The sequence below is a fragment of the Rhodococcus antarcticus genome (assembly GCF_026153295.1).
GTDB lineage: Bacteria > Actinomycetota > Actinomycetes > Mycobacteriales > Mycobacteriaceae > Rhodococcus_D > Rhodococcus_D antarcticus.
On the sequence record NZ_CP110615.1, the window covers coordinates 2,941,093 to 2,962,778 of the forward strand.

General features: G+C 72.4%; 20 protein-coding genes and 1 pseudogene. 6 read left to right on the forward strand and 15 right to left on the reverse strand.

Annotation, left to right across the window (positions count from 1 at the left end):
• The first annotated feature begins 52 nt into the window (after positions 1 to 52).
• From mdo to mftM, 4 genes are all read left to right on the forward strand, one after another.
• Positions 53 to 1,345, forward strand: coding sequence for an NDMA-dependent methanol dehydrogenase (gene mdo / locus RHODO2019_RS14350; RefSeq protein WP_265382429.1), 1,293 nt, complete (start codon positions 53 to 55; stop codon positions 1,343 to 1,345).
• Between the two features lie 128 nt (positions 1,346 to 1,473).
• Positions 1,474 to 2,727: an AAA family ATPase gene (locus RHODO2019_RS14355; RefSeq protein ID WP_265382430.1), complete on the forward strand. Its 1,254-nt coding sequence runs from the start codon at positions 1,474 to 1,476 to the stop codon at positions 2,725 to 2,727.
• Position 2,728: 1 nt separating this feature from the next.
• Positions 2,729 to 4,270 carry a VWA domain-containing protein gene (locus tag RHODO2019_RS14360; protein ID WP_265382431.1) on the forward strand — a complete coding sequence of 514 codons (1,542 nt, stop codon included), beginning with the start codon at positions 2,729 to 2,731 and terminating at the stop codon, positions 4,268 to 4,270.
• Complete coding sequence (gene mftM / locus RHODO2019_RS14365) at positions 4,267 to 5,076, forward strand: mycofactocin oligosaccharide methyltransferase MftM (RefSeq protein ID WP_435532126.1); 810 nt, start codon at positions 4,267 to 4,269, stop codon at positions 5,074 to 5,076. Before RHODO2019_RS14360 ends, mftM begins: the two co-directional genes overlap by 4 nt.
• Before the next feature lie 40 nt (positions 5,077 to 5,116).
• Here the strand turns inward: mftM and RHODO2019_RS14370 are convergent, their stop codons facing one another.
• The 8 genes from RHODO2019_RS14370 to RHODO2019_RS14405 form a co-directional block, all read right to left on the reverse strand.
• Positions 5,117 to 5,746 carry a hypothetical protein gene (locus RHODO2019_RS14370; RefSeq protein ID WP_265382432.1) on the reverse strand — a complete coding sequence of 210 codons (630 nt, stop codon included), beginning with the start codon at positions 5,744 to 5,746 and terminating at the stop codon, positions 5,117 to 5,119.
• Positions 5,747 to 5,858: 112 nt separating this feature from the next.
• On the reverse strand, positions 5,859 to 6,509 hold the full coding sequence (locus tag RHODO2019_RS14375; RefSeq protein WP_265382433.1) for a MadR family response regulator transcription factor: 651 nt from the start codon (positions 6,507 to 6,509) through the stop codon (positions 5,859 to 5,861).
• Positions 6,506 to 7,900 carry a MadS family sensor histidine kinase gene (locus tag RHODO2019_RS14380; RefSeq protein WP_290428875.1) on the reverse strand — a complete coding sequence of 465 codons (1,395 nt, stop codon included), beginning with the start codon at positions 7,898 to 7,900 and terminating at the stop codon, positions 6,506 to 6,508. The genes RHODO2019_RS14375 and RHODO2019_RS14380 overlap by 4 nt, the downstream gene beginning before the upstream one ends.
• A 2-nt stretch (positions 7,901 to 7,902) precedes the next feature.
• The gene (locus RHODO2019_RS14385) at positions 7,903 to 9,045 is read right to left on the reverse strand and encodes an iron-containing alcohol dehydrogenase (protein WP_265384794.1); all 1,143 of its coding nucleotides are present in this window, start codon (positions 9,043 to 9,045) and stop codon (positions 7,903 to 7,905) included.
• A 293-nt stretch (positions 9,046 to 9,338) separates the two neighbouring features.
• On the reverse strand, positions 9,339 to 10,487 hold the full coding sequence (locus RHODO2019_RS14390; RefSeq protein ID WP_265382434.1) for an XdhC family protein: 1,149 nt from the start codon (positions 10,485 to 10,487) through the stop codon (positions 9,339 to 9,341).
• Positions 10,480 to 11,622 carry a vWA domain-containing protein gene (locus RHODO2019_RS14395; protein WP_265382435.1) on the reverse strand — a complete coding sequence of 381 codons (1,143 nt, stop codon included), beginning with the start codon at positions 11,620 to 11,622 and terminating at the stop codon, positions 10,480 to 10,482. Before RHODO2019_RS14395 ends, RHODO2019_RS14390 begins: the two co-directional genes overlap by 8 nt.
• Positions 11,619 to 12,473, reverse strand: a complete 855-nt coding sequence (locus RHODO2019_RS14400; protein WP_265384795.1) for an AAA family ATPase — start codon at positions 12,471 to 12,473, stop codon at positions 11,619 to 11,621. Before RHODO2019_RS14400 ends, RHODO2019_RS14395 begins: the two co-directional genes overlap by 4 nt.
• Before the next feature lie 101 nt (positions 12,474 to 12,574).
• The gene (locus RHODO2019_RS14405) at positions 12,575 to 13,438 is read right to left on the reverse strand and encodes an alpha/beta fold hydrolase (protein WP_265382436.1); all 864 of its coding nucleotides are present in this window, start codon (positions 13,436 to 13,438) and stop codon (positions 12,575 to 12,577) included.
• 117 nt (positions 13,439 to 13,555) lie between these two features.
• Here RHODO2019_RS14405 and RHODO2019_RS14410 point away from each other — a divergent pair, with 117 nt between their 5' ends.
• Positions 13,556 to 13,984 (forward strand): VOC family protein, encoded by a 429-nt coding sequence (locus RHODO2019_RS14410; RefSeq protein ID WP_265382437.1) that lies wholly within the window; start codon positions 13,556 to 13,558, stop codon positions 13,982 to 13,984.
• Entirely contained in the window at positions 13,981 to 14,859 is an 879-nt protein-coding gene (locus tag RHODO2019_RS14415; RefSeq protein ID WP_265382438.1) for an alpha/beta fold hydrolase, read from the forward strand. Before RHODO2019_RS14410 ends, RHODO2019_RS14415 begins: the two co-directional genes overlap by 4 nt.
• A gap of 181 nt (positions 14,860 to 15,040) precedes the next feature.
• Here RHODO2019_RS14415 and RHODO2019_RS14420 read toward each other — a convergent pair.
• From RHODO2019_RS14420 to RHODO2019_RS14450, 7 genes and pseudogenes are all read right to left on the reverse strand, one after another.
• A pseudogene (locus RHODO2019_RS14420) lies at positions 15,041 to 15,580 on the reverse strand (nucleotidyltransferase family protein); the annotation flags it as partial.
• A 66-nt stretch (positions 15,581 to 15,646) separates the two neighbouring features.
• Positions 15,647 to 16,918: an ABC transporter substrate-binding protein gene (locus RHODO2019_RS14425; RefSeq protein ID WP_265382439.1), complete on the reverse strand. Its 1,272-nt coding sequence runs from the start codon at positions 16,916 to 16,918 to the stop codon at positions 15,647 to 15,649.
• Positions 16,919 to 16,998: 80 nt separating this feature from the next.
• On the reverse strand, positions 16,999 to 18,216 hold the full coding sequence (locus RHODO2019_RS14430) for a branched-chain amino acid ABC transporter permease (RefSeq protein WP_265382440.1): 1,218 nt from the start codon (positions 18,214 to 18,216) through the stop codon (positions 16,999 to 17,001).
• The gene (locus RHODO2019_RS14435) at positions 18,209 to 19,099 is read right to left on the reverse strand and encodes a branched-chain amino acid ABC transporter permease (protein ID WP_265382441.1); all 891 of its coding nucleotides are present in this window, start codon (positions 19,097 to 19,099) and stop codon (positions 18,209 to 18,211) included. Before RHODO2019_RS14435 ends, RHODO2019_RS14430 begins: the two co-directional genes overlap by 8 nt.
• A complete protein-coding gene (locus RHODO2019_RS14440; protein ID WP_265382442.1) occupies positions 19,096 to 19,950 on the reverse strand; it encodes an ABC transporter ATP-binding protein in 855 nt (284 codons plus the stop codon). Before RHODO2019_RS14440 ends, RHODO2019_RS14435 begins: the two co-directional genes overlap by 4 nt.
• Positions 19,947 to 20,756 carry an ABC transporter ATP-binding protein gene (locus RHODO2019_RS14445; protein ID WP_265382443.1) on the reverse strand — a complete coding sequence of 270 codons (810 nt, stop codon included), beginning with the start codon at positions 20,754 to 20,756 and terminating at the stop codon, positions 19,947 to 19,949. The genes RHODO2019_RS14440 and RHODO2019_RS14445 overlap by 4 nt, the downstream gene beginning before the upstream one ends.
• Positions 20,757 to 21,169: 413 nt before the next feature.
• Positions 21,170 to 21,673: a GNAT family N-acetyltransferase gene (locus RHODO2019_RS14450; protein WP_265382444.1), complete on the reverse strand. Its 504-nt coding sequence runs from the start codon at positions 21,671 to 21,673 to the stop codon at positions 21,170 to 21,172.
• Between the last annotated feature and the right edge of the window lie 13 nt (positions 21,674 to 21,686).

A 21,686-nucleotide genomic window follows, 5' to 3' on the forward strand; every position in this document is an offset into this window, starting at 1 on the left:
CCCCTCCTAGCGTCGGGGCAGTCCCCGCCACCGACGCCGAGAGGATCCACCCGTGAAGGTCGACGACCTGCTCAAGCCGTTCCCCATCAAGGAGTTCCACCCGTTCCCCCGCGCCATGATGGGCCCGGGCGCGCACGAGATGATCGGCCCCGAGGCGCTCAAGCTGGGCTTCAGGAAGACCCTGGTGATGACCTCGGGCCTGCGGGGCACGGACACGGTGCACAACATCGTCGAGTCCATGCGCTACCACGGCCTCGAGGTCGAGGTCTACGACCAGGTGGAGTCCAACCCCAAGGACTACAACGTCATGGACGCGGTGGCCCAGTACACCGAGACCAAGTGCGACAGCATGGTCTCCATCGGCGGCGGCTCCAGCCACGACGCCTGCAAGGGCGCCCGCATCGCCATCGCCCACGACGGCCGCAACGTCAACGAGTTCGAGGGTTTCAACAAGAGCGAGAACCCGAAGAACCCGCCGCACATCGCCGTCTCCACCACCGCGGGCACCGGCTCGGAGACCTCCTGGGCCTACGTCATCACCGACACCACGACCGACCCGGACAACCCGCACAAGTACGTGGCCTTCGACGACGCCTCCGTCACCAGCCTGGCCATCGACGATCCGGTCCTCTACTACTCCTGCCCGCCGGACTTCACCGCCCAGTGCGGGTTCGACGTGCTGGCCCACGCGAGCGAGCCCTACGTCTCCCGGCTCAACTTCCAGCCCTCGTTGGGCAACGCGCTGCACGCCATCAAGCTGACGACCGAGAACCTTCGCGCGGCGACCTGGAACGGCGAGGACCTGCCCGGCCGCGAGGGGATGATGTACGCGCAGTACATCGCCGCGCAGGCGTTCAACTCCGGCGGCCTCGGCATCATCCACTCCATCAGCCACGCCATCAGCGCGTTCTACGACACCCACCACGGCCTCAACAACGCCGTCGCGCTGCCCCGGGTGTGGGCGTTCAACATGACCGCCGACTACGGCAAGTTCGCCGACATCGCCGTGGCCATGGGCATCGACACGCACGGCATGAGCGACGAGCGGGCGAGCCACGCGGCCCTCGACGCCGCGATCCAGCTGCTGCGCGACGTGGGCATCGCGGAGAAGTTCACCGACGTCACCAAGGACACGTACTCCAAGAACCGACTGGGCACCGGACCGACGAAGTACTACGAGGGCCAGAGCGTCATCAAGGGCGACGACGCGGACATCGACCGCATCACGAACCACGTCCTCGGCGACGCCTGCACCCCGGGCAACCTCAAGCTCTGCACCTTCGAGACCGTCCGCCCGGTGGTCGCGCACTGCATGAACGGCGACCTGGACGACCTGATCGGCTGATCGTCCCCCTTCTCCCTCCCACCCCTCCCACTCCTGCTCCGCCACGTGGAACCCTGCGGCCCTCGCTGACTCGACCGCGGCGACCGCAGGGTTCCACGTGGCCGTGGGAGACCCCAGGAAAGGCTCCCGTGACCCTCGCCCAGCCCGACTTCGCCAGCGTCGACGACGTCGTGACCCGGTTCGCCGAGCACGGGTACATCGCCGACCACACCCTCGCCACCACGGTGTTCCTGCAGACGAGGCTGGACAAGCCCGTCCTGCTGGAGGGCCCCGCCGGCGTCGGCAAGACCGAGCTGGCCAAGACCCTCGCCGAGGTCACCGGCCGCCGGCTGCTGCGGCTGCAGTGCTACGAGGGCCAGGACGAGACCAAGGCGCTCTACGAGTGGGACTACGGCAAGCAGCTGCTCTACACCCAGGTGCTCAAGGAGAAGATCGGCCAGCTGGTGGCCGACGCGGACAGCCTGGGTGAGGCGGTGGACCGCATCGCCGCCCAGGAGAGCGTCTTCTTCTCCGAGCGCTTCCTCGCCCCGCGCCCTTTGCTCGAGGCCATCCGCAGCGAGCAGCCGGTGGTGCTGCTGGTGGACGAGGTCGACCGCGCGGACGAGGCGCTGGAGGCGGTGCTGCTGGAGCTGCTGGGCGAGAACCAGGTGTCGGTGCCCGAGCTCGGCACCTTCACCGCCACCACCGCGCCCTACGTGGTGCTGACCTCCAACAACACCCGCGACCTCTCGGCCGCCCTCAAGCGACGCTGCCTGCACATGTTCCTGGACTACCCCTCCGCCGAGCGCGAGCTGGAGATCGTCCGCACCAAGGAGACCGGGCTGACCGACGCCCTGGCCACCCAGCTGGTGGACGTCGTCCGCGGACTCCGCGAGCTGGAGCTGCGCAAGAGCCCGTCGATCTCCGAGACCATCGACTGGGCCCGCACCCTGGCCGTGCTCGGAGCCACCGAGCTCACCGCGAAGGCGTTGTCGGACACCGTGAACGTGGTGGTGAAGTACGAGAAGGACGTGCGCAGGGCCATCGAGGCGCTGCCGCGGCTGGTCGACCCCAACGCGACCCTCGACGAGGGCCCTCGCGGGCACGGGCACGGGCACGGCGGTCACGACGAGCACCCCTCCCCCAGCGCGGCGAGCGTGCCCCGCGACCCGGACGACGCCGAGGACTCCGGGCCCCGCGGCAAGGACGTCCGGGCCGGCAAGGACGCACCCGGGCGCCACGACGACGGCTACTACGGAGCTGTCTCGTCACCCACCCCAGCCGGCCCGGCGACCACCCCCCCGGGCACCCCGGCCGCGGTGCGGCCCAGCCAGGGCAGCCGCAGCTTCGCGAACGGGTTCGGGAAGAAGAAGGCCGTCGACGCACCGCGCGGTCGGCGCTGACGTGGAGCAGAGCCTGCACCGGTTCGTCCGGCTGCTGCGCCTGCGCGGGGTGCGGATCTCGGTGCCGGAGATGCTCGACGCCATGGACGCCGCCGCCGTCCCGGGCATCCTGGCGGACAAGGCGGTGCTGCGCGAGGCGCTGCGGGTCAGCCTGGTCAAGGACCGGGAGGACGACCCGGTGTTCACCGAGGTCTTCGACAAGTACTTCGCCCTGGTGCGCGTGCAGCCCGAGGAGACCGGCCACGGTCACGGGCACGGCCACGACGACCTCTCCGACGACGGCGTCCTGGACAAGTTCACCCTCAGCGAGGAGCCCGGTCAGCTGCCCGAGCAGGGCCACGAGCACGGCAAGCCCGCCGACATCCGGGAGTACTTCGACCCTGACGACCTGGCGGCGCAGTACAACCTGCACCAGGAGGCCAACAAGATCGACCTGGCCGCGATGACCGACGAGATCGTGTTCAGCAAGGACGCCGAGGCCGTCATGGGCGAGGGCAACCGCGTCCAGATCGAGACCGACCACCTCCGCGGCGCGAGCGCCCCCGGCTCCATCTCCACCCAGACCGGTACCAAGGTGGACACCGACCTCTCCATCGCCGAGACCGACGCCCTGTTCGGCTGGCTCGACCAGGGGACGGACGAGAACACCCCGGGGCAGGACCTCACCGACGACGCCGCGGCCCTGCGGCGGCGGCTGGCCGGGGTCCTCGCAAACCTGCCGGCGGCGCTGAAGAAGCACCTGGAGAGCCTGTTGGCCCTGGAGGACCGCATCGTCGAGGGCAAGGAGGTCGAGGCCGAGCACGTCGCCAGGGTCGACTCCGTCGGTGAGCACGAGCGTGCCGAGCTGGAGGAGAGCCTGCGCCGGCTGACCCAGAGCCTGCACGGCGCGCTGACCCACCGTCGGAAGGCCGGGGCCCGCGGCCGGGTGGACTCCGGGCGCACCATGCGCCGCAACATGCGCTTCGACGGCGTGCCGTTCCGGCCGGTGACCGTGCAGCGGACCGAGGACAAGCCGCGCCTGGTCCTGCTGACCGACGTCAGCCTCTCGGTCCGGGCCACCGCCCGGTTCACCCTGCACCTGGTGCACGGCCTGCAAGACCTGGTGAGCCAGGTCCGCACCTTCGTCTTCGTCTCCGAGCTCGCGGAGGTGACCGACCTGTTCGCCGACCACTCCGTGGAGCACGCGCTGGGGCTGGTGTTCGGCGGGGAGGTGCTGGACGTGGACGGCAACTCCGACCACGGGGCGGCGTTCGGCCAGTTCCTCGAGGAGCACGGCAACGCCGTCAACCGCCGCACCACGGTGCTGGTGCTCGCCGACGGCCGCAGCAACGGGCTCGACCCCAACCTCGAGGCGTTCGCGGAGATCAGCCGCCGGGCCAAGGAGACCATCTGGCTGACCCCCGAGCCGCGCTACTCCTGGGGTCTGGGCAGCTGCGACCTCCCGCTGTACGCCGAGCACTGCCAGCGGGTGCGCGTGGTCCGCGACCTGACCGGGCTCACCACGACGGCCGAGGCGCTGGCCACCGAGCAGGTGGGACGGTGACGCTCGCGCTCGCACCCCTGGACGTCCTCGCGCCCGGGCGGTCCGGGTCCTGGGCCCACGACGGGGTGGTCGTGGTGCGGGCGCCCGGGGCGGGCCTGCGGGCCACCCGTGGTGCACGGCTGGTCGTGACCCACGGCCTCACCGCGGACGAGCTCGACGAGTCGCTCGTCGCCCGGGTGGGAGGGCTGGTCCGCGGAGCCCGTGAGTTCGAGCTGGTTCTCACCGGGCTCGTCCGGTCCACGGTGGACGACCCCCTGCAGGCGTGGACGACGTACTACCGAAACTCCCTGGCCGCCCTCGGCGACGGGTCCGCGGCCTTCGCGCCCGTGCACGACCGGGCCGCAGGGCTGGTGCGGGGGGCGAGCGTGCTCGACCTCGGCTCGTGCTTCGGGTTCTTCCCCCTGCGCCTGGCCGCGGCCGGGCTGACCGTGACGGCCAGCGACCTCTGCGCCGGGACCGTGCGCCTGCTGGCTGCGGTGGCGCCGCAGCTCGGGGTGGAGCTCGGGACGCTCGTGTGCGACGCCGCCGCGGTACCCCGACCGGACGGCTGCGCCGACACCGTGACCGTGCTGCACGTGCTGGAGCACCTGGACCCCGAGCACGGGGAAGCGGTGCTGGCCGAGGCCGTCCGGCTGGCCCGGCGCAGGGTGGTGGTGGCGGTACCCCTCGAGGACACCGCCACCACCTGCCACGGCCACGTGCGGACCTTCACCCTGGACGGCCTGGCGGCGCTCGCGGACGCCCTGCCCGGCCGGACCCGCGTCAGCGAGCACCACGGCGGCTGGCTGGTGCTCGACGTCGGCTGAGCGGCGTGTCGGCTGCGGGGCCTCAGGGCGACCGTGGCGGTCACTTGCCCAGGGCTGCGCACTCCGGGGTGTTGGTGAGAGCGGAGTCGAGCTCGGCCGGGGTGCTGGCCTCGAGCTCGGTGAACGCACCCTGGAACGGGTCGGACATGGTGCTGAGGCCACCGGTGAGGGCCTGCAGCGCGCTCGGGTCGGTCAGGTCCACCGCCGACGCCTGGTCGGCGAGACCCTGGAAGGTCTGGCCGGCGGCGGTGAAGGCCGCCGCGGCCTTGGGCACGAAGTCCTCGGCCCCGTCCACCGGGGGGGCGTCGAGCGTCGAGATGGCCGTGGCGGTGTCGGTGAACGCGCTCGCGAACGTGCTGTAGATCCCGACGATGTAGGCCTTGGCACCGTCGGGGGTGGACATGTCCGCCGCCGAGGGGTCGCCGATGGTCGAGGTGGCGTCGGAGATGGGCTTGGCTGCGGAGCAGAAGCTCGCCGCCCAGGCCGTCAGGTCGCCACTGGCGCTCGCGGACGAGCTCGAGGACTCCGGGGACGACGACGCGCCGGCGGAGGTGCTCGACGCCGAGGCCGGCGCCGCGGTCGCGGTGCCCTTCTCGGAGGAGGTGCAGCCGCCGAGCAGGAGCGAGACCGCGGCGACGGCGAGGACGGCGGCGGTGGCGTCACGACGCACGAGAGGTCCCCCCTGGACGTGTGGCCCGGACCACGCGTCCGAGGGTGCACGGGTGAGATTAGTCAACCGCAGGCAGTGCCGAGCCCGGGAGCGGTCACGGTCCGGCCACGGTTCAGATCAAGCCACTCTTGCTCGCCGCGTACACGGCCTCCGCACGCCGGGAGACCGAGAGCTTGCGCATGATGTTGCTGACGTGGAACTTCACCGTCGTCGCGGAGATGTACAGCCGCCCGCCGATGTCCTTGTTGGACAGACCGTTGGCCAGCAGCCGGAGCACGTCCAGCTCGCGGTCGGTGAGCCGTTCGTGCTGCACGCTGCGCCCGTTGAGGGATCGGACCACCGCAGCAGCGCTTCGGGCGTCGAACGCGCTCTCACCCAGCGACACGGCCCGGATGGCTCGCACGAGCTCGGTGGTGTCCACGTCCTTGACCACGTAGCCCCGGGCCCCGGCGTGCACGGCCTGCACGACGAGGTGCTCGTCGAGGAAGGTGGTGAGCACGAGCAGCCCCAGGCCGGGATGTTCCCGGGAGAGCACGGTGCACAGCTCGAGGCCCTCGTGGTCCGAGCGCGCGGAGAGCTTGAGGTCCAGCAGCACGACGTCCGGCGCCACGCTCGCGACCACCGCCACCGCCTCGGCGAACGAGGACGCCTCCCCCACCACCGTCAGGTCCGGCTCCCGCTCCAGCACCGAGCGAAGTCCCTCGCGGAGGATCGCGTGGTCGTCGACCAGGACGATCCGTGAGACCGCGACCGCCGTGCTCACGCCCGCGCCGCCTGGTCCAGCGGCACGCGGGCGGCCACGCGCACCCCGCCGAGCCGGGCCCGGCGCACCTCGAGCGTGCCACCGAGCTCACGCGCCCGGGCCTGCATGTTCGCCAGACCCCGGTGCCGACCGTCGAGGTCGCTGGCGGCGGCCAGCCGCAGGACGGTGCGCAGCCGCGCCGGGTCGCCGTCCCCGTCGTCGGCCACCGAGAGCACCACGTCCCCCGGGTGGAAGGCCAGCCGCACCACGGCGCGCGAGGCGTGGCCGTGCACCGCCGTGTTGAACAGCGCCTCGCCCGCGATCCGCAGCAGGGCGTGCTCGACGCCCGACGGCAGCTCGCACGGGTTCCCCTCCACGCGCAGCAGCACCTGGAGCTCGTCGGGCATGTGCACCGTGCAGAGCTGCTCCAGCATCTCCGGCAGCGAGGACCGACCGGCGTCGTCACCGTGGTTGAGCGCGTAGATGGCCGAGCGCAGCTGCTCGACCGCGCGCCGGGTGAGGTCCTTGGCCACTCCCAGTCGCTCGACGAGCCGCTCGTCGACACCCCTGCCGTCCCGGGCGAGCTCGCTGCGGCACACCTCGACCTGCATGCCCGCCGAGAGCACGCACTGGGTGACGCTGTCGTGCAGCTCGCGGGCGATGCGGTGCCGCTCGGAGTCGAGGACCTCCCGCCGGTGGGCCACCCCGAGCTGGCGCTGGGTCGCCTCGAGCTCGGCGTTGCGCACGGCGAGGTCGCCCGCGTGCTGGCGGGACTGCTCGTAGGCACGCTCGGAGCTGACCAGCAGGGAGCGGCTGCGCTGGTACAGCGCGGAGTTCTGCAGGGCCACGGCCGTCTGGCTGGCCAGGATCCGGAGCACCGAGAGGTCGGTGCCGTCGATCGCACGACGCTCCGGCGTCCACGCCACGAAGGCCCCCACCACCCCACCGTCGAGCTCCACCGGCACGTGCACGTGGTGGGTGGGGCCGGGGCCGTCGCCGTGTCCGTGGTCGTGCTCCACGAGCAGCCCGGCCCGGGTGCCGTCCAGGTGCACCCGCACGAGCTCGGGGAGCGTGGCGGAGACGGGGCGGGCCTCCCCACCCGGCCCGAGCACGAGCTCGCGGGGGTCCGCGTCCGGCAGCGCACCGTCGGCCAGGGCGAACAGCACCCAGTCCGCGGACAGGTGCTCCGCGGCGGCCTCGACCACCGAGCGAACCAGCGTCTCCGGCCCCTCGACCGTGCGGACCAGGGCGTGGGAGATCGTGTCCAGGGCGTGCACCACGCGCTCCAGACGCTCGGCCGCCCCGCGGTACTGCGGGTAGTAGGTCCCCTTGCCCGAACGAACCCCGGTGAGGCTCTCCAGGTCCGGGCGCTGGGCCCGGCGGGGGTGCGCGAAGGTGGGGTCGGCCGCCATCGCTACAGCGCCGCCCGGAACATCGTCATGACCTGCTCCACCGAGGCGGTGCGGGGGTTCGTCGACATGCACGCGTCACCCAGGGTGAGGCTGGCCAGCCGGGGCAGGTCGGCCTCGGTGACCCCGAGCTGGGCGAGCCCGGCGGGCACCCCCACCCGCCGGGCCAGCACGGCCACGGCGTCGGCCACGGCCTCCCCCGCCTCGGGTGCCGGCCCGCGCGCCTCGGGCAGGCCCAGCGAGGCTGCGATGGCGAGGAAGGGCGTCGGGTCGCCCAGGGCGTTGAAGCGGATGACGTGCGGGAGCAGGACCCCGTTCACCACGCCGTGCGGCAGGTCCAGCATGCCGCCGACCTGGTGGCTCATCGCGTGGGTCGCGCCGAGGATGGCGTTGGTGAAGGCCAGGCCGGCCTCGAGGCTCGCCTGCGCCATGAGGCTGCGGTGCCCGGTGTGCGCGGGATCGTCGATGGTGTGCACGAGGTTCTGCTCGACCAGGCCGATGGCCCGCAGGGCGTGGTGGTCGGTGAGCGGGTTGTGGGCCAGGGAGACGAAGGCCTCGATGCCGTGGGTGAGCGCGTCGAGCCCGGTCGCCGCGTTGAGCCACTCCGGCATCGTGGTGAGCAGCCGGGGGTCGATGACCGTGACGTCCGGGACGAGCACCCGCCCGATGATGGTGATCTTGGTGTGCCGCTGGGTGTCGGTGACGATGCAGAACTGGGAGACGTCCGCCCCCGTGCCCGAGGTGGACGGAACCACGACCAGGGGAGGGATGGGCAGGGTCACGAGGTCCACGCCCTCGTAGTCCAGGATGTGGCCGCCGTTCGAGGCCAGCACCGCGACGCCCTTGGCCGCATCGATGACGGAGCCGCCACCCAGTCCCACCAGCACGTCGCAGCCCGCGGCCGCGTAGGTCTCGTACCCCGCCGCGATCTCGTGGTCCTTCGGGTTCGGGGTCAACCCGCTCCACACCACCGGCTGCAGCGCGGCGTCGCGCAGGTGCCCGAGCAGCTCGTCCACCCAGCCGGACTCGACGAGACCCGGATCGGTCACCAGCATCGGCCGGTGCCCACCCAGGCGCCGGGCGGCGTGTGCGGCCTCGACGAGCGAACCCGGCCCGAACACGATCTCCGGCGCGTGGAACTTGGCGATGCGCGGGGGCCGGCCGTCCGACGCCGCCCGCCCGTGCGGGGCTTCGACCGTGGGGGGCGACGGGGTGGGCAGCTGGGTCACGACCACGTCGTCCCCTCCTCTCGGCGCGGCGCCGTGGAGGGCGGTGCCCTGAACCTCAGTGGCGGTGTGTGACCCAGGTTACACACGCTCGACCACAGCCTCTCCCGTCCGCGCACCACCTCGCCGGGGTGCGTCCTGACCGCGACGCTACCCAGCGGCGCTCGGCGGACCACCGTCACCAGGGAGGGGGTGCACCTGCCCGTTCGGGCAGGTCAGCCCGTGTGGTGGATGCTGCCCTCGAGCTCGGTGAGCCGCTTGCCCCCGCCGCCCCAGCGTCCCGCGATGATCTCCGCAGCGATGGACACGGCCGTCTCCTCGGGCGTGCGTGCTCCCAGGTCCAGCCCGATGGGGCTGTACAGCCGCGCGAGCTGGGCGTCGGTCATCCCCCGCTCGCGCAGCTGGGACTCGCGGTCGTCGTGGGTGCGGCGGCTGCCCATCGCGCCCACGTAGGCCGGGCGGGCGTCCCAGCCGTCGTCGCCCAGCGCGAGCTCCAGCAGCGGCACGTCGAACTTGGCGTCGTGGGTGAGCACGCAGAGCACGGTGCGCTCGTCCAGGCGCCCCGCGTCCCGCTCGGCCAGCAGGTACTGGTGCGGCCAGGCCACCACGACCTCGTCGGCGGCCGGGAAGCGCTTGGGCGTGGCGAAGACGGCCCGCGCGTCGCAGACGGTCACGTGGTAGCCGAGGAAGTGGCCCATCCGGGCGGCCGCGGCCGCGAAGTCGATGGCGCCGAAGACGAGCATGCGGGCGGGCGGGGCGTAGGAGGCCACGAACACCTCCATGCCGTCGCCGAGTCGCTCGCCGTCCGCGCCGTAGCGCAGGGTGCCGTTGCGCCCCGCGGCCAGCAGCCCGCGGGCGTCGTCGGTGACGGCGGCGTCGGCGCGCACCGAGCCCAGGGTGCCGCTGGCCCGCTGGCCGTCCGCCCCGTCGGTGAACAGCACCCGTCGCTGGCCCACCCGGGCCGGGTCCGGGTGCACCGTGGTGGTGGCCACGGCCACCGGACGGCCGGTCGCGATGGCCTCGGCCACCTCACCGAGCTCCGGGAAGGTCTGGGGGTCGAGCTTCTCCACGAACACGTCGAGGATGCCGCCACAGGTCAGGCCCACGGCGAAGGCGTCGTCGTCGGAGACGCCGTAGCGCTGCAGCACCGGCACCCCGTCCGCGACGACCTGCTGGGCCAGCTCGTACACCGCGCCCTCGACGCAGCCACCGCTGACGCTGCCGACCACCGCGCCGTCGCCGCCGAGCAGCATCGAGGCCCCCGGCTGGCGCGGGGAGGACTTCCACGTCCCCACGACGGTGGCCAGGGCCACGGGCCGGCCCTCCTTCCACCAGTGCAGCGTCTCCGACAGGACCTCACGCATCTGCCACCACCTCCACGAGCTCCTCGAGCGCCACGAGCGAGTGCCCCGACAGCAACCGGTGCAGCGCGGGCAGCGCCGCGACGATGCCGGACTGGACCGGGGCGTAGCCCGCACGACCGGCGTGCGGGTTGGACCAGACGACGGCTCGCGCCAGCCGCGAGAGCCGTGCGACCTGCTCGCCGAGCAGCCGGGCGTCCCCGCGCTCCCAGCCGTCGGAGAACACCACGACCACCGCGCCCCGGGCCAGTCCGCGCTGCCCCCAGCGGTCGAGGAAGACCTTGAGGGTCTCCCCCAGCCGGGTGCCCCCGGCGTAGTCGGGGACGGCCGCGGCGACCGCGCGCAGGGCCACGTCCGGGTCGCGGTGGCGCATCGCCCGGGTCAGCCGCGTCAGCCGGGTCCCCAGGGTGAACGTCTCCACGGTGGCCGGGGCGGCGCAGGTGAGCACGTGGGCGAAGCGCAGCAGCGAGTCGGCGTAGGGCGACATGGAGCCGGAGACGTCGATGAGCAGCACCAGCCGTCGCGGTCGCTGCGCCCGTCGGTGGTGCACGGGTCGGACGAGCTCGCCACCGGCCCTCAGCATGGTGCGCACGGTGGCGCGCGGGTCGACCGGACCGCGGGCGGACCTGCGACGACGGACGGCACGGCGGGTGGCGGGGCGGTAGCGCAGGCCGGCGAGCAGCGCCCGCACGTGCTCGCGCTCGACGGGGCTCAGCTCGCTGAAGTCCTTGTGCCGCAGCACCTCGTTCGCACTCGCAGCAGTGGTGAGCTCCTCGGGCGGGCGGTCGTCGGCCTGGGCCTTGGGCGCGGAGCCGGTGAGCGAGGCCTTCAGGCTCGGGGTGGGGATCTCGGTGGGCGCCGGACCCTGCTGGCGCTTGGTGGTGCCCGAGTACCAGGCGGAGAACGCGGCGTCGTAGCGCGGCAGGTCGTCAGCCTGGCTGCACAGGGTCAACCGACCCGCCCAGTACGTCGACGCCGGACCTGCGGGCTCGTCGGGGGCCCCCAGCTCGGCCAGCGCGGCGAGGAAGGCGCGGCCCCGGGAGGGATCGGCGGGCACGCCGGCGGCCCGCAGCACCCGGACGAAGCCCAGGTGTGCGCGCAGCAGCTCGGTGCTCCCGTCCACCGCCGGGGTGGTCACCGGAAGAGGATCCCGTCCAGCCCCAGCTGCACGATCTTGTCGCCGTCCTCCCGGTACTTCAGCACCGCACCCATCGTGGCGGCGGCCGACTCGACGTCGAGCTCGGTGCGTCCCAGGGCGTGCAGCGCCTGCGCCCAGTCCAGGGTCTCGGCCACCCCGGGCGGCTTGAGCAGGTCCAGGCTCCGCAGGGCCCGGGTGGCCTTGGCGACCTGCCGCGCCAGGGTCTCGCTCACCTGGGGCAGCCGCTCGCGCACGATGGCCACCTCCCGCTCGAGGTCGGGGTGGTCGACCCAGTGGTAGAGGCAGCGGCGCTTGAGGGCGTCGTGCACCTCGCGCGTGCGGTTGGAGGTCAGCACCACCAGCGGGGGGACGTCCGCCGCGATCTCCCCGAGCTCGGGGATGCTCACCCGGTTCTCGGAGAGCACCTGGAGCAGGAACGCCTCGAACTCGTCGTCGGCACGGTCGATCTCGTCGACCAGCAGCACGCAGGGAGCCAGCCGCAGGGCCTGCAGCAGGGGCCGGGCGAGCAGGAAGCGCTCCGAGTACAGCTCGCCCTCCGCAGCGTCCACCCCTCCGGTCGCAGCCCCGCGGCTCTCCATCGCGCGCAGGTGCAGCAGCTGGCGCGGGAAGTCCCAGTCGTAGAGGGCCTGGCTGGCGTCGATGCCCTCGTGGCACTGCAGCCGCACCATCGGCAGCCCGAGCGCCTCGGACAGCGCGGTGGCCAGCGCGGTCTTGCCGGTGCCGGGCTCGCCCTCGCAGAACAGCGGGCGCGCCATCGCCATCGCGAGGTAGGCGGCGGTGGCCACGCCCTCGTCGGGCAGGTAGCCCACCGAGCGCAGCGCGGTCGCCATGTCGGCGGGGGAGGTGATGTCCACGCCGCGAGACTAGGCGGGGTGTGAGGGGGCCCACCACGCGGAGGTGGCGGGCCGCGCGTGCCGGGGCCGTCAACGGCTCAGCCGGCGCGGGCCGCGGTGCGGACGATCCCGTCCACCAGGGTCGGCCACACCCAGCGGGCGAGGTCGTGGCCCATGCCCTTCACCTCGACGAGCTCCGCCCCGGGCACGGCCGCGGCGGTGGCCCGGCCGCCCGAGGGCTGGATCACCCGGTCGCGCAGCCCGTGCAGCACCAGCGTCGGGCACCGCACCGCCCGCAGGTCCGCCGTCCGGTCGCGCTCCGCCACGCACGCCGCCAGCTGACGGCCTCCGCCGGAGCCGTCCGTGGTGTCCCGTGCCGTCGCCCGCCGCAGCGTCGCCCGCACGTCCTCGTCGTCGACGGCGGTGCGGCCGACCGAGCCGATCCGGGTGAACGAGCGCACCAGCCCCTCCACCGGGTCCGCGGCCGGCGGACGCAGGAACTCCGGCACCATCCGCCAGGCCACCTTCCCGCTCCGGCCGTCCCCGGGGCGGCCCATCACCGACGTCAGCGACCGGGTCAGCCCGGGGTGGCGGATCGCGACCTCCTGCGCCACGAGCGCCCCGAGCGAGACCCCGACCACGTGCGCGCCCCGCGGGTCGAGGTGCGCGACCAGGCCCGCCGCGTCGTCGGCCATGTCGGCCAGGGTGTAGACCGGTCGGGCGCGACGACGGACGAAGCCCCAGGCGCTGATCCCCGGTCCCGCCAGCTGCGTCGACCCGCCGACGTCGCGGTTGTCGAAGCGGACCACGTGGAACCCGGCGTCCACCAGGTCGGCGCAGAGGTCGTCGCGCCACCACTCCATGCTCAGCCCGAGACCCATGACGAGCAGGACGGTCGGGGCGGCGGGATCGCCCAGGGACTCGAAAGCCAGGTCGACCCCACCCACCCGAGCGCGCTGCACGTCCACGAGCGGGCTTCGGCGAGCCGGCCCGGATCGGTTCACCCCGACGATCACCGGCGCGATCTGGCACGGTCAGGTCCGTACGTGCCGATCCGTCCCCTCGCGCAAGGAGCCACCGTGCCCATCGCCGGCATCACCGACTACCACCACGTCCGCATCACCGTCACCGACTTCGCGGTGTCCAAGGCGTTCTACGACGAGGTCTTCGGCTTCGACGTCGCCGTCGCGGTGCCCGAGGACGCCGACCAGGCCACCAAGGACGCCCTGTGGTGGGTCTTCGGCGGCTGCGTCTACTCCTTCCCCGGTGGCCTGCTGGGGCTGCGGCCGATGGCGGCCGCCGGAGACACCTTCGACTCCGACCGGGTGGGCCTGGACCACCTGAGCTTCGCGGTGGCTGACAGGGCGGCGCTCGATGCTGCGGCCGGCACCCTGGACGGGCTCGGCGTGGCCCACGACGGCGTCAAGGAGCTCACCGACGCCGGCATCGCGATCCTGGAGTTCCGCGATCCAGACGGCGTGGCGCTGGAGCTCACGGCCGCGCTGTGACCCTCGAGCACCACCGGGTCCCCACGGCCGGCGCCACCATCTCCGCGGTGAGCGCCGGCTCGGGTCCACCGGTCCTCCTGCTGCACGGCTACCCGCAGAGCCGCGCCATGTGGGACGGCGTGCTGGGCGAGCTCGCCGCGGAGCACACGGTGGTCGCCGCCGACCTGCGCGGCTACGGCGACTCCACGCGGCCGGCCACCGCCCCCGGCACCGACCACGCCGAGCACTCCTTCCGGGCCATGGCCGCCGACCAGGTGCAGGTGATGGCCGCGCTGGGCCACGAGCGGTTCACCGTGATCGGGCACGACCGCGGCGCCCGCACGGCCCACCGGATGGCGCTGGACCACCCCGACGTCGTGCAGCGGCTCGCGGTGCTGGACGTGCTGCCCACCCGGCACGTGCTGGCCACCGTCGACCGCACCGTGGCCCAGGCGTACTACCACTGGTTCTTCCTCACCCAGCCGGAGCCGCTGCCCGAGACGCTCATCGGTGCGGACCCGCTGGCCTTCCTGCGGCTGACCCTCGGTGGGGCGCTGGCCGGGGGTTCGGGGGTGTTCAGCCCCGAGGCGATGGCCGAGTACGAGCGGTGCTTCCAGCTGCCGGGGGCGGTGCACTCGGTGTGTGAGGACTACCGGGCCGCGGCCAGCATCGACCAGGTGCACGACGAGGCCGACGCAGGGCGGTTGCTCGGCCAGCCGCTGCTGGCGCTGTGGGGCACCCGGGGACTGGTCGGTCGCTCCGACGTGCTCGACGTGTGGCGCGGCTACGCCGCGGACGTGACCGGGGCGAGCGTGGACGCCGGTCACTTCCTGGTCGAGGAGCGGCCGGTCGAGACCCTGGCCCTGCTGCAGGAGTGGCTGGGCTCGACCTCCTGACCCCGTGCGGCGCGCCACCCTCGCACCGGGGCCTGCCCAGCACGCAGGTCGCCCGCGGTCAGGGTGGGGGCGGGCGTCCTAGCTCGGGTCAGGGGCCGTCGGGCTCGGGGGCCCCGGGCTCGGGGGTGTCGATGTCGGGGGTGTCGATGTCGGGGGTGTCGATGTCGGGGGTGTCGATGTCGGGGGTGTCGATGTCGACGCCCGTGGCGAGGTCCCCGCACTCCACCGCCAGCACGTCCGTCCTCCCGCGCAGGAAGTCCCGCGCCCCGTGGTCGCCCGTGGCCGCCGCCAGCACGCCCGCCCAGTGCTCGCGCCCGAGCAGCACCGGGTGCCCGCCCCGCCCGCCGAACACCGCCCGCGCGAGCGGTGCGCCGGTGCCCAGCACCCGCGCCACCACGTCGGCGCCCACGTCCGGGGTGTCCACCAGGTGCAGCACGGCCCGGTCGGCGTCGCCCGCCCGGGCCGCCCGCAGACCCGCCCGCAGCGACGCGCTCATCCCGTCGGCCCAGTCGTGGGCCACCACCACGCGCACGCCCGCGGGCACCAGCGGGCGCACGCGCTCCGCCCGGGCCCCGAGCACCACCAGCACCTCGGCGCACCCACCGTCGGCCAGGGCGGTCACGGCCGTGGCCACCCATCCCGGGACGAGCGCCTTGGGGTGGCCGTAGCGCGTGCCCGCCCCGGCGGCCAGCAGCACCCCGATCGCGTCCACGCCGACGATCCTGCACGACGAACGGGGCGGCCGTCCGGATGGACGACCGCCCCGCTGCCGAGCGCAGGTGCTAGCTCACTTCAGTGCGGGCGGCGTGTAGCCGCCAGCGGTCGGACCCTCGTAGAGGCCGTCGCTGACCTGCTTGAGCCCACCGGGCACGGTGGCGTCGGGCCGGAAGATGTACGCCTTGGTGCTGGGTGCGGCGCCGGGCTTGGAGTAGTCCAGCGGGGCGACCACTCCGGTCTCGACGTTGCTCAGCGAACGGAAGGCCGTGTTCATGCCGTCCCGGGTGAGGTCCTTGTTGTCGCAGGCCTTCTTGAGCACCGTCGTGAAGGCGGTCGCCGCGCCGTAGCCCCAGGTGAGGCCCCCGTCGAGCTGGGAGTCGGGGTACTTCGCCTTGTAGTCGGCCACGAACTTCGCGGTGCCGGGGTCGGTGCCGTTGGGCTGCTGCCAGGAGGCCACGCCGTAGAACAGCTTCTCCAGGGCGGGAGCGGCCGCCGTCTTCAGCAGGCCCGGCGAGAAGTTCGGGTTGTTCGCGATGATCGGGACGTTGAGGCCGATGCCTGCGTCCACGGCCGCCACCGACGCCGCGGAGGTGGGCGACACGGTGAGCGCGATCGCGGTGACGCCCTGGTTCTTCAGGTCCGTCACCTGGGCGGTGAGGTCGGTGTCGGTCGGCTTGACCTTCTTCTCGACGATCGTCAGCCCGTTCTTCTCGGCCGCGTACGTGCTGCCCAGCAGACCGTTCGCCCCGTACTCACCCTCGAAGTAGATGTGGCCGATCTTGTCGCCCTTCTTGATCACCTTCTTCTCGAGCAGGTAGTCGATGCCGTTGATCATCTCGTAGTCGTAGGTGGAACCCACGATCATGATCTGCTTGTTGGACAGGAGCGTCGCCGCCCAGGCGGACGGGATGGCGATCGGCTTGTCCGAGGTGTACTGGTCGAGCAGCGCCGCGTTGATGGGCGAGCCCAGCACCTGGGGGAAACCGAGCACCTGGTCCTTCATCTGCTGGTAGAGCGTCACGGCGTTCTGCACGTTGTACCCGTGGTCCTTGGTGACCACCTCGATCTTGCGGTTGCAAACACCGCCCGCGGTGTTGAGCTGGTCGAAGTACAGCTGCTCGGCCTGGGTGATGCTCTTGCCGAGGGCCGCGAACACTCCCGAGAGATCGGTGAGCTGACCGACGGTGATCGTGTCCGCGGTGACACCGGTGCCGGTCTTCACCTCTCCCGAGGCGCCCCCGCCACCGCCGGAGGAGGAATCAGCGGCCTTGGTGCTGCATGCGGTAGCCGTCAACGCGATCGCCAACACGGCGACGGCCGCGCGGCCTCGTGCTCTGAACATGTGTTCCTCCACTGTGCGGGGCCCGTGCCGGATGGCCCGGGGCAGGATCGATGGGGCTCAGGGGGTTGGTCAGGGGTTGATCAGGGACTGCTGGCCGGAACGTCGGGCGCAGCGGAGGCCGGGGCCGGGGCGGCGGGCGGAGGTGCGGGACGCCCGCGTCGGCCCACGGCCTCCGCGATGCGCCGGCCGATGGCGGCCAACCCACCCGCCTCGAAGATCAGGAAGCCGACGATGGCGATGCCGTAGACGTAGCGGGCGAAGCTGCCTGCGTCCACACCGCCGGACCCGGGTGCGGCCAGGAACGGCACGCTCGACCCGTACTGGCTCAGGACCTGCGGGAGCGCCACGACCAGCACCGCCCCGAGGGCCGCACCGCCGACGGTTCCCAGGCCCCCGATGATGATCATGGCCAGGAACTGGATCGACAGGTCGACACCGAACGTGTCGGGCACGATGCGCGAGAACGTCAGTCCGAACAGGACACCGGCCAGCCCGGCGTACATCGAGGACAGGACGAACGCGGAGGCCTTGTAGCGCCGGACGTCGACCCCCATGACCGCGGCGGCGATCTCGTTGTCGCGAACCATCTGCATGGCCCAGCCCGGACGCCCGCGAAGAAGGTTCTTGGCGAAGACGTAGGACAGCACGACCAGGACGAGGCCGAGGTACCACAGCCGCTCGAACCGGCCGAACGGCACGTTCAGGATGTAGAGCTGGGGCTCGGTCGCGTCGAACACGAAGCCGAACAGGTTGAAGGTCGGAACGCTGCGTCCGTTGAACCCGCCCGTGAAGCTCTCGGCGTTGAACAGCACGTGCTGGCCGACGAAGACCAGCGCGAGCGACGCGATGCCGAGGTAGATGCCGCGCAGGCGGCTCGAGACGGGGCTGAACAACAACCCGAGCGCGCCGGTCAGGAGGACGGCGAGGACGGCGGCGACCACGGTCGGCAGCGCGAGCCCCGACGCTCCGCTGCCCCCCGCGATCTTCGGGGCCGTACCGGCGAAGAAGGCGTAGCCGTACGCGCCGACCGCGAGGAAGAAGGCGTGCGCCAGGGACAGCTGACCGGTGTTGCCGGTGAGCAGGTTCAGCCCGATGGCGCCGATGATCGCCGACATGCAGAACAGGCCGGTCTGCAGCAGCGAGCTGGTCAGGTACAGGGGCAGCACCGCCACCACGAGCACCACGAGCACCCGCAGCAGGGTGGGCACCGTCGGCCGGCGACGGCGCGCGGGCGAGGACGCCCTGCTCCCTCCTGAGCCGGCGCGAGCGTCCGCCGCGACCTCGACGTCGCTAGACACGGGCGATGTCCTTGGTCCCGAAGAGCCCGGACGGGCGCCAGAGCAGCACTGCGATCATCACGATGTACGGCATGACGGAGCCGAACCCACCGCCGAGGAAGGGCAGCTTGTCCTCGTAGCCCGAGGTCATCGTCTCCGCGAGACCCACCACGATGCCGCCGACCAGAGCACCCGTGGTGGAGTCGAGCCCGCCGAGGATGGCGGCCGGGAAGGCCCGGAACGCGATCAACCCGGTGGTGTTGGTGAGTCCGGGGGTGGGGAACGACACGAGGAAGACCGCGGCCACGGCGGCGAGGACGCCGGCGATCACCCAGGACATCGTCGAGACCCGGCCGAGCCGGATGCCCATCAGGGCGGCTGCCTCGCTGTCCTCGGCGGCCGCCCGGGTGGCGACCCCCCAGCTGGTGTACTTCGACGCTGCGAAGAACGCGGCCAGCAGCACGATCGCGACGACGATGGCCGCGACACGGGACTGCGGAACGGTGAACCCCGCGATCTTGTAGAGGTTGCTTCCCCACGGCGCGTCCGTGCTGAGCACCTGGGACCCGATCCGCCGGGTGAGCTCGGTCAACAGGATGATGTCGACGCCGATGGTGAGGATGGCCAGCGAGTTGGCGTCACGTCCACGGAGCTTCCGGACGAGGACCACCTCGATGATCAGGGCCGCCACGGCCGCAGCACCGATGCCGAAGACCAGGGCCAGCGCGAAGCCGAACCGCTGGCTGTTCACGGCGACGACGTACCCGCCCAGCAGCAGGAGCGAGCCGTGGGCGAAGTTCACCACCTCGGTCGCCCGGTAGATCACGACGAAACCGAGCGCGATGAGGGCGTAGATGAAGCCGAGCGAGACTCCCTGGATCAACAGCTCGACGAACTTGGTCATGAAGTGGCCTCCGTGGTGTCGCGGTGGTCTAGCGTGTCCGGGTTGTCCGCGTTGTCGTCACTGGTGCCGAGGTAGGCCCGGATCACCTCCGGGTCGTTCTGCACCTCCGCAGGGGATCCGTCGGCGATGAGCCGGCCGAAGTCCAGCACCGTGACACGGTCGGAGATCGTCATGACGAGACCCATGTCGTGCTCCACCAGCAGCACCGAGATGCCCAGGGTGTCCCGCACGCTGGCGATGGCCGTGGCCATCTGGGCCGACTCGTCAGCGTTCATCCCGGCCACCGGCTCGTCCAGCAGCAGGATGTTCGGCTCCATCGCCAGCGCCCGACCCATCTCCACCCGCTTCTGGTCGCCGTAGGACAGCAGCCCGGCGGGTTGGCGCAGCACCTCGTGCAGCCCCAGGAAGTCCGCGATCTCCTCGATCCGCGTGGCGTGGCGGGCCCGCTCCTTCGTCGCGGTGCGGAAAGCGGTGCCGGTGGACAGGAAGCCCGCCCTGGTGAGGTGGTGACGGCCCAGCATGAGGTTCTCGTGCACCGTCTGCGTCTTGGATAGCGCGATGTTCTGGAACGCACGTCCCACACCGAGGTTCGCGATCCGGTGCGGCCGCAACCCCGTGATGGTGCGCTCCCCGAGAGCGACGCTGCCCTCGGTGGCTGAGTAGACCCCGGAGATGACGTTGAAGCAGGTCGACTTCCCGGCCCCGTTCGGGCCGATCACGGCGTGGACGGAGCCGGGCTCGACGGTGAAGGAGACGTTGTTCAGCGCCGTCACCCCGGCGAACCGCACGGTGAGGCCCTGCACGCGCAGCGCCGGGACGGCCCGCTCGGTCGCGGCGGCAGTGTCGTTCACGAGACCCACCGGCTCAGCCCACGCGGCGCGGAGCCGGGTACGGGAGACCCCGGTCGGCCATCCATCCCGGTGGCATCGGGCGAGGACTCCCCGAGGTAGAGGTGCCGAACAGCGTCGGTCCCCGCCAGCTCGTCGGCCGAACCCGACAGCGAGACCCGGCCGAGGTCGAGCACGTAGGCCAGGTCGGCCACGTCGAGAGCCATCGTGGCGTTCTGCTCCACCAGGAGCACCGAGACGCCACGGGAGTTGATGTCGCTGATCACCCGGCCGATCTGACCGATGATGCGGGGCGCAAGACCGAGGGACGGCTCGTCCATCAGCAGGACCTCGGGCTCGGCCATCAGCGCACGCCCGATGGCGAGCATCTGCTGCTCGCCCCCGGACAGCAGCCCGGCCCGCCCCGACCGCCGGTCGGCGAGCACCGGGAACATCTCGAACACCTCGTCCTGCAGGCGCCCCCGGGACGAGCGCGAGGCGTTGCCCACCGATCCTGCGCGCAGGTTCTCCTCGACGGTCATCCGGCCGAAGATGCGGCGGCCCTCGGGGACCTGCACGACACCGGACGTCACGATGGCGGCGGCGTCCCGCTTGAGCAGCGACCCGCCGTCGAGCTCCACGGTGCCGCTCGTCACCGCCCCGCGGTGCATCCGGAGGGTGCCCGAGATGGTCCTCAACAACGTCGACTTCCCCGCGCCGTTGCTGCCGAGCAGAGCGGCCACCTTGCCCTTGGGCAGGCTGAGGGTGACGCCCTGCAGCGCTCGCACCGCACCCCCGTAGGTGACGTGCAGGTCCTTGACCTCGAGCATGGAACTCCCTGGCGTCGCGTCGACAACGTTGTCGTCGCAATTTCTAGTGCATGAGGACGCGTTTGGGTGGTTCTCGTGGTCTTCGAGACCCAACTGTGGCCTAACGACACCGCACAGCGTCACCTGCGCGCAGACACGGCCGACCCTCGCCACTGACCGGCTGCGACGTGTCCTTTCCGGATGTGTCTCGGAGCGCTGTGCTGCGCAGCACCCGAGCGGCTGGTCCTCGCCGCGACCCGGGAGCGGGAGGGTGCGCACCACGAGGACGGCAACCGGTACGCGAGCCTCGCGACCTTCTACGACGAGTACGCGAAGGACCCGTCCGACCGCGCCCTGCCCACCACCGAGGGCCCCACCGAGGACCCGACCGCGCCGTTGCGGGCCTGGAACGGCGACCCACCCCTGCTGAGCGCTCAGCCGAGCTCTCCGCGCAGCAGCGAGAAGAGCACCAGGTCACGCCAGGTGCCGCCGCGCAGCTGGGCCCCGCGCAGCACGCCCTCGCGCCGGAACCCCACCTTCGCCAGGGCGCGCTGCTCGACCGCGTTGTCCACGTCCGTGCTGGCCTCCACGCGGTGCACGTCGGTGGTCGCGAACAGGTGTTCCACGAGCAGCCGCTGCGCCGTGGTGCCTAGACCGCGGCCCCGGTGCTCCTCGAGCAGCGTGATCCCGATGTTCAGGGCCACGCACGGGAACGACGGTCCGTGCGGCACCGGGTGCCAGCTCACCCGGCCGACGAGCACCCCGTCCTCGCGAACCGAGAGCCCCTGAGCACCTGCGGCCCCGGGCAGCGGCCGGGGGTCGGGGTCCACGTCGAACGGGTCCGGGGTGGCGCTGAGCTGGACGTCGTCCCCGGGCTGCGCGAGGCCCAGCACCAGGTGTGCAGGATTCCTCGCCTCCTGGGTCCAGGAATCACGCACAGGGGCCTCGTTC

Bases quoted from the DNA above. Each gene is read 5' to 3' on its own strand.
- RHODO2019_RS14380 (WP_290428875.1), bottom strand. From the start codon at position 7,900: ATGGCGGCCGACCCCACCTTCGCGCACCCCCGCCGGGCCCAGCGCCCG.
- RHODO2019_RS14390 (WP_265382434.1), bottom strand. From the start codon at position 10,487: ATGCGTGAGGTCCTGTCGGAGACGCTGCACTGGTGGAAGGAGGGCCGG.
- RHODO2019_RS14400 (WP_265384795.1), bottom strand. From the start codon at position 12,473: ATGGCGACCGCGCTGCGCTCGGTGGGCTACCTGCCCGACGAGGGCGTG.
- RHODO2019_RS14425 (WP_265382439.1), bottom strand. From the start codon at position 16,918: ATGTTCAGAGCACGAGGCCGCGCGGCCGTCGCCGTGTTGGCGATCGCG.
- RHODO2019_RS14435 (WP_265382441.1), bottom strand. From the start codon at position 19,099: ATGACCAAGTTCGTCGAGCTGTTGATCCAGGGAGTCTCGCTCGGCTTC.
- RHODO2019_RS14445 (WP_265382443.1), bottom strand. From the start codon at position 20,756: ATGCTCGAGGTCAAGGACCTGCACGTCACCTACGGGGGTGCGGTGCGA.